This is a genomic window from Rhodoferax ferrireducens (assembly GCF_003347515.1).
In the GTDB taxonomy this organism is placed as follows: Bacteria; Pseudomonadota; Gammaproteobacteria; order Burkholderiales; family Burkholderiaceae_C; genus Rhodoferax.
In genome coordinates, this window is sequence record NZ_QEII01000106.1 from 1 (window position 1) to 866 (window position 866).

Consider the following 866-nt stretch of genomic DNA (forward strand, 5'->3'; position numbering starts at 1 on the left):
CTAGCGAACAGTAGGCGAGCGCGCAGCAGATCGGCCCCTATTTCGGTTCTGCTTTTTGCCAGGACCACCAGATCACTGCACGAAGTGGCGAGAGACTCGGCTTCGTCTAGGGCGTTCCAGTCGTAAAGAATTTTTGCCAGTCCCAGGTGGGCCTCAAAACCCAGCACATGGGTTGGGTCACCAATCATTTTTATGACTTCACGGTAGGTGGCAGCCGCTGAATGGAGTTGGTAATCCGTTACTTGAATGCCCGCCAGAGCGGTGGATGCGACCGCAGCAAACATCACGTTTCCCGAAGATAGGCCGGCGCTTATCACTGCATGGAAGGCCGCGCCAGCTTTGGCTCGCTCCCCACGAAACATTTGTGCGACACCCATGGCACAGTGCGCAGCGGTTCGGGCTGGGCGATTTTCAGGACTCAGGAGCTCCAGGGCGCGGCTAGCATGCATATAGATTGCATCAGCCTCGTTTCGGTATACCGCCAGCCAGGCATGTAGCACTGCAATTTGACCAGAGGTATCTGTTGTCGATGCGTCTTGCGGGATGCGGGACAGGGCTGCTTCGGCGCCCGACAACTTTTCTTCAATCTGGCCGGGTTGGCCCGAAAACAGCAACGACCAGGAAAACGCCACCCAAAGAAACGGGTAGCTGTTCAAAACCTTGGGAGTTAGAGACGAAAGCCATAGCACGACGGGAGCGGTCAAACCACGAAAGTACAAGGGCATGCCATTGCCTTCGATCAACCGTATGGTATTGTGGAAGTCATTGGCCAGCGTTGCTTGATGGAATGCCGCAACCTCCATCCCTTGTTCCTCATACCATTGGCTGGCACGTTGGTGCAATGGCGCGGATTCCTTTTGACCTAG

Annotated in this window: 1 protein-coding gene; it reads right to left on the reverse strand. The window is 55.5% G+C overall.

Annotation, left to right across the window (positions count from 1 at the left end):
• Positions 1–842: hypothetical protein (locus C5P05_RS00450; protein ID WP_198674563.1), on the reverse strand; the 842-nt coding region annotated here is incomplete at its 3' end.
• Between the last annotated feature and the right edge of the window lie 24 nt (positions 843–866).